8 protein-coding genes and 2 pseudogenes are annotated in these 4,978 nt (G+C 56.8%); 9 read left to right on the top strand and 1 reads right to left on the bottom strand.

Going from position 1 to position 4,978, the window contains the following annotated elements; genetic code table 11:
• The 3 genes and pseudogenes from J9889_RS16355 to J9889_RS24185 form a co-directional block, all read left to right on the top strand.
• Nucleotides 1–121, top strand: a pseudogene (locus J9889_RS16355) (IS630 family transposase); the annotation flags it as partial.
• A gap of 19 nt (nucleotides 122–140) precedes the next feature.
• A pseudogene (locus J9889_RS16350) lies at nucleotides 141–800 on the top strand (DUF932 domain-containing protein); the annotation flags it as partial.
• Nucleotides 801–976: 176 nt separating this feature from the next.
• Nucleotides 977–1,210, top strand: a complete 234-nt coding sequence (locus J9889_RS24185; protein ID WP_233265282.1) for a hypothetical protein — start codon at nucleotides 977–979, stop codon at nucleotides 1,208–1,210.
• A gap of 144 nt (nucleotides 1,211–1,354) precedes the next feature.
• On the opposite strand, the gene J9889_RS16345 is transcribed toward J9889_RS24185, so the two are convergent.
• On the bottom strand, nucleotides 1,355–1,705 hold the full coding sequence (locus J9889_RS16345) for a helix-turn-helix transcriptional regulator (RefSeq protein ID WP_049636777.1): 351 nt from the start codon (nucleotides 1,703–1,705) through the stop codon (nucleotides 1,355–1,357).
• A 271-nt stretch (nucleotides 1,706–1,976) separates the two neighbouring features.
• On the opposite strand from J9889_RS16345, the gene J9889_RS16340 reads away from it, so the two are divergent.
• The 6 genes from J9889_RS16340 (at nucleotide 1,977) to J9889_RS24180 (ending at nucleotide 4,717) form a co-directional block, all read left to right on the top strand.
• On the top strand, nucleotides 1,977–2,342 hold the full coding sequence (locus tag J9889_RS16340; protein WP_049636778.1) for a hypothetical protein: 366 nt from the start codon (nucleotides 1,977–1,979) through the stop codon (nucleotides 2,340–2,342).
• Nucleotides 2,343–2,361: 19 nt separating this feature from the next.
• A complete protein-coding gene (locus J9889_RS16335) occupies nucleotides 2,362–3,048 on the top strand; it encodes a hypothetical protein (protein WP_225159560.1) in 687 nt (228 codons plus the stop codon).
• A gap of 84 nt (nucleotides 3,049–3,132) precedes the next feature.
• A complete protein-coding gene (locus J9889_RS16330; RefSeq protein WP_049636780.1) occupies nucleotides 3,133–3,696 on the top strand; it encodes a lecithin retinol acyltransferase family protein in 564 nt (187 codons plus the stop codon).
• 35 nt (nucleotides 3,697–3,731) lie between these two features.
• Nucleotides 3,732–4,157, top strand: a complete 426-nt coding sequence (locus tag J9889_RS16325) for a DUF2787 family protein (protein WP_049636781.1) — start codon at nucleotides 3,732–3,734, stop codon at nucleotides 4,155–4,157.
• 10 nt (nucleotides 4,158–4,167) lie between these two features.
• A complete protein-coding gene (locus J9889_RS16320; RefSeq protein WP_049636782.1) occupies nucleotides 4,168–4,596 on the top strand; it encodes a hypothetical protein in 429 nt (142 codons plus the stop codon).
• Entirely contained in the window at nucleotides 4,571–4,717 is a 147-nt protein-coding gene (locus J9889_RS24180; RefSeq protein ID WP_225159555.1) for a hypothetical protein, read from the top strand. Before J9889_RS16320 ends, J9889_RS24180 begins: the two co-directional genes overlap by 26 nt.
• Nucleotides 4,718–4,978: the final 261 nt, after the last annotated feature.

Below are 4,978 nucleotides of genomic sequence, written 5' to 3'. Positions count from 1 at the left end.
TGAAACCATCACGCGCAATCATCAATGCAGAGGGATGGCAAACCTGCTGGCCCGAGTGAAACACTTCATGGATACCGTGTCTCCTTTCCCGGGGAATGGCTATGGCACAGCGAAGGTGTAGCACTATTGGGATCAGTTATTTAGTGGAAGCCGGTGGCTTTGAGCTAGAAACAGCAGGCTCGCTCAAAGGTGGCCGCAAGCTGTGGGCTCTGGCCAAAACCGGCCAGGATCTAAAACTCAAAGGCAATGACTTGGTAAAATCCTATCTGCTGCTGGCAACCAGTTGCGACGGCACGCTCTGCACCACGGCGCAGTTCACCTCCCTGCGAGTGGTCTGCAATAACACCCTGCAGATGGCACTGCGTGGCGCTACCGGTGCCATCAAGGTGCCCCACTCCACTCAGTTCGATGCGGCGACCGTCAAAGAGTCGCTCGGACTGGGGCTTTCCCATTGGGATGAGTTCAAAGTCCAGACCAAGGCGCTGGCACAACGGCAAGTCGCCCCCGAAGAGGCGCTACGCTTTTTCAGCGACTTGCTGGCGCAACCGCTGGATGAGGAGAGCATCATTCTCACCAAGCCGGTACAACGGCTGCATGAGCTCTATCAGGGCGCGGGTATGGGCTCAGAGCTTGCCAGCTCCCGCAATACCGCCTGGGGGCTGGTCAATGCGGTCACCGAATACGTGGATCACCACCGCCGTGCCCGCAGCCAAGATCACCGGCTCGATTCCGCTTGGTTCGGTCAGGGAGCACAACTCAAATCCCAAGCCTTGAATCAAGCACTCACTCTGCTGCAGTAATTCCGTTTCACCATTTAACCTTTGAGACAAACACCATGATCAAAGGACTGGCGATCACCCCGCCCGTGATCGGGCGGATCTGCATCGGCAAGCTGGTGCAAAAATAGGATAAGTGGGGGCCGGAGAAGGACGACAGCTTCACCCTCACCACCCAGATACAGCAAAAGGGGGGATGGTTGCTCCATCCCCTGCACCAACACTATTCATCGCAAAAGAGTGGCCAAGGGCAGGAGCAAACCAAGATCCGCGTAATTCTGGTGCGGGTACTGTTCAAGGATAGCGACTTGAATCTGCGAGCGGAATACAGCGCCTTTGACCGGCAAACCGTTCTGTGTCGAGAATGGGGCGGTGGCGATGTTACTGGAGGAGTTTTATCCCGAAGCCAACACCGAAGAGACGACGAAGGGTAACGCCAGTGCGGAGGAGACTGCCTCGCATAACGCCCCGCACAGCCAAGCAACCAGAACGCCACAGAGACCACAACCAAGAAGGAGTCCGCTCACCAATAAATTGGGGAAAGGGAACCCATTGCCTCCCCAGTGAATGGTGGATGATCAGCGGGGACGCGCCAACCGCTCCACCAACCGCTCTACTGTTTCCAGCAACAGGGTTCGGTCAGCATCATCAAGCCGAGACAGTTGCTGGCTGAGCACAATGCCCTGCTCGGTAGGGCGGTTACTGGTCTCACGCAGGAAGTCTGCGAGCTCACAGCCAAACAGCTGAGCCAACTGTGCTAGCCGCACGACTGTCGGCACCACTAGGCCTCGCTCCATCCGGGAGACGGCTTCCATACCTATCCTTAGGCGCTCTGCCACTTTCTCCTGAGTCAGCCCTGCCTGCTGGCGTTGGCGTCCAATCGCTTTGCCCACGTTCTTGGCCAGCTCTTCAGAGTTGATGTTTGTCATTAGTCCTCCAGTCAACCCTGATAGTTGACTATGGACTTCCATTGACATTAAGGACCTTTTGCGATGAGGATCACCCCATTAGATCTAATTCATTGAAATGGTCACCCCAACATCAAAAGGAGTTCGACACGACCTAACCTCAATCAATCGCCTTGGTGGCATTTGGCTATCAGGCCGCACCACCATTAACCCATTACGTTTGCACCCGTTAGCCCGAGAGGTTCACCTCGTCGGTCAGGCATCCTTTTGCCCTTTTTATTAAGGAGAGATCATGAATCGCACACTGCTTTATCCCTTACTGCTGGCTTGTGGCTTATCACTGAGCGCCTGTAATGCTGAATCTGCCGATGGCCCAGAATTTACTCTGGAAGTGGAATACACCGCTATTGGGCGACCTCAGATCGTAGTCACCTCGCTCAACGATCAAGTCACCATTCAGAAAGTGCTGATCAATGGCGGCAAGAGTAAATGCCGGGTGATGCTGCGCAGTGACTTGATGGGTTCGGTGGGAGGAACCTATTTCCCACTCAAGCTCAATTACACCGAACGCTGGCGGCTGGTCATGACCGAGCCGTGCCGATTGAGAGAGGTCACCCTCTTCACCAATCTGGGCAATGCCTCTTACACCATTGAATAACTTGTTTGGAGAGAGTGACATGACAGAAAAAATCAAACTGGCACTGTGGTGCACATGGTTATCGCTGTTTGCCTTACCTAGCTGGGCTGCCCCTGAATTCACTGTGCCAACGGTCACTAAACGGGTACCGGCCAACATTGAGGGCACACTCAATTTCGCCAGCATGCAGTTTTGGATTGAGACCTCGAAAGGGGAGCGCATCATGCTGATGCCGCTGGATGAAGATGAGCCAAGGCTCATCCCCAGTGTCAGCCAGCCGGTTTCACTGAACGGCATGATGCTGACCTACTCGGATGGTAGCCGTTACTTCGAACCCTCCTTTGCACCCTCGTCAGCCGCATCAAGTACCGCGTCATTTACCATCGTGAAAAATGACGATTACAACATCGAGATCCGGTATGGGGGTGAGGTACTGCTGCGCACCGATGAATATGACGCCATCACGCTCACGCACCGATTGCCGCTGGCCAATGGGCAGGCGGTCTTGTTTGAGCTGCACAGTGGCGGTGTGGCATGCCCGGTACTCTATCAGTTCGCGGTCGCTCAGACGGGGGCGCTGACCATGCTTTCACAGCCCTTTGGTACCTGCAGCGACGAAGGCAAGCTGACCCCCGCCCCCAACGGTTTCACCCTCGACCTGCCCGGCAATCCTCGTCAGCGCTGGGTATGGGATGCCAACAGCTTAACGCTGCGCAAGCAGCCCTGACCACCAGCCACCACACATTCACCACCATCAGGGCACCTTCGGGTGCCCTCTGTTTTATGCCGCATTTTATTTAAGGAACGGTTCATGCCATCACCACAACCGGGGGACCACCTCGTTTCACCCCGCACCTGTTACCAGCACCACGGTATCTATCTGGGAGACCATCAGGTTATCCACTACCAGGGGGTCAGTGCCGGAATACATTCCGGTCAGATAGCTATCACCACGCTTGCCGAGTTTAGCCAAGGGCGGGGTTATCGCATCCAGCACCATAGCGCACGAGCGTTCAACCGGGAGGAGAGTATCGACCGCGCTTACTCCCGTCTTGGAGAGGCGCACTACAGCACGCTCTTTAACAACTGCGAGCACTTCGTGCTCTGGTGCATCGAGGGCTTTCACTACAGCAAGCAGATTAACCAGCTCATTGCTACGGGGTGTATCGCACATCAGGCGCTTCACTCTGTGGCTCGGCAGCCTACCCTTGCGGCCCTGCCTTGCATGGCCACCAGCACGGCACTGAATCCATCAGCAACGACTGTGGTGACCGCTGCAGTCGGTGCGTTGCTGGGGAGTTCGGCCACCTCGCTGGCGGCGCCCTTGGCTGCCACCTACAGCCTCTACCGCGCCTGGCGCTGGTTCAGGGATTAACGCGTCTCACATTCGATACGAAAGGACACACCAAGATGACCATGCCATTTCACTTGGCAGGGATGGCCCTGCCGATTTCGCCCGAGCTGCCTGACTTACTGCGCAGCGTCGTGCGGGAACAACAGTTCGACCTCACCGACCTCTCGACCCTGACCTTCAACTTTCGCAGCCCCGGCTACAGTGCCGAGACGGGTGGCGTCCATCCGGTAGAGCTGCGGCTTATTCGGGGATTGCACGGCTGGGTCTTCGATTACATCACCGACTTCAGTTATCAGGGACTGGGCCAGGATGCCGAGCTCTGCAAGGAGCTCGACTTCAACCTCTCTTGCGACGAGCACTATCTGCAGGGCTGGGGACCACTGCCCGGCGTGGAAGCGCGGGAACTGTTCACCCTGTGGCAGAGCAATTTCATTAGCTACGCCCAGTTGGGATATTTCACCGTCACGGTCAGCGGGGAGTAGGAGGTGTGTGATGACTAACGAACTGCCGCTCTCCCACACCTCGCGCCAGTGGCTGGGACTGGTCGCCGCCAAGGCCAAGATACAACCGCGCCACCGTGGCCAGCGCTGGTTACTACACATCACTCCTGATAGCCCCCATGCCCGCACCGTTACGCTGCACCTGCGCTGGTCTGGGGTGCAGTGGCAACTGCTCTCCCTCACCAATGCCGAGGATTGGCGCACGATGAGCCAGCCGATAGATGAAATTTGCGTGGACCCCACTCGTCACTGTTTTTGGCGCAGCCAGGCAGGACCGGTTTCTCTCACCGAGCAACCCCGTGTGTTGGCAAGTTTCCTGGCTGACCTGCAGCGTACCTGCACTAATCACGGTTATCGCGTGGAGAGTGACCCCTTACCGCAAGAGGAGACACACGATGTCCAAACAACCGATAGCCGTTGAGCTGGAAGCCATCAATCGAGAGGGGGAAACTCAGGTGGTGCGTGACAGTGGCCTGACCGTGCAGGACTACAGCGTCTACCTGCGGGCTGTGGAGGGCAGTGGGTTGGCGCTGGCCACCTAGGTAGCTGACTACGACACCATAGGACCGGCCTACCAACTGGCGGAACGGCTGAGCGTTGCGCTCGCTATCCTACTCAACGTACTGGTCCCCGGACCGCTGATGCCGGTGAAGCGCGCCCCTACAGCCGGAACAGGAGCAGAAGCCGCCACCAAGGCCAACTGAACACCCCTCACAGTGAACCAACAACCGCTCTACCTTTAACCCTGACATGCTTTATGTGTGCCGGGGTTTTGTTTATTTGGAGAACCCCACATGCGTTAC

The sequence above is a fragment of the Aeromonas sp. PrichA-15 genome (assembly GCF_017939245.1).
In the GTDB taxonomy this organism is placed as follows: Bacteria; Pseudomonadota; Gammaproteobacteria; order Enterobacterales; family Aeromonadaceae; genus Aeromonas; species Aeromonas caviae.
This window is presented reverse-complemented; position numbering and strand designations above follow the sequence as displayed.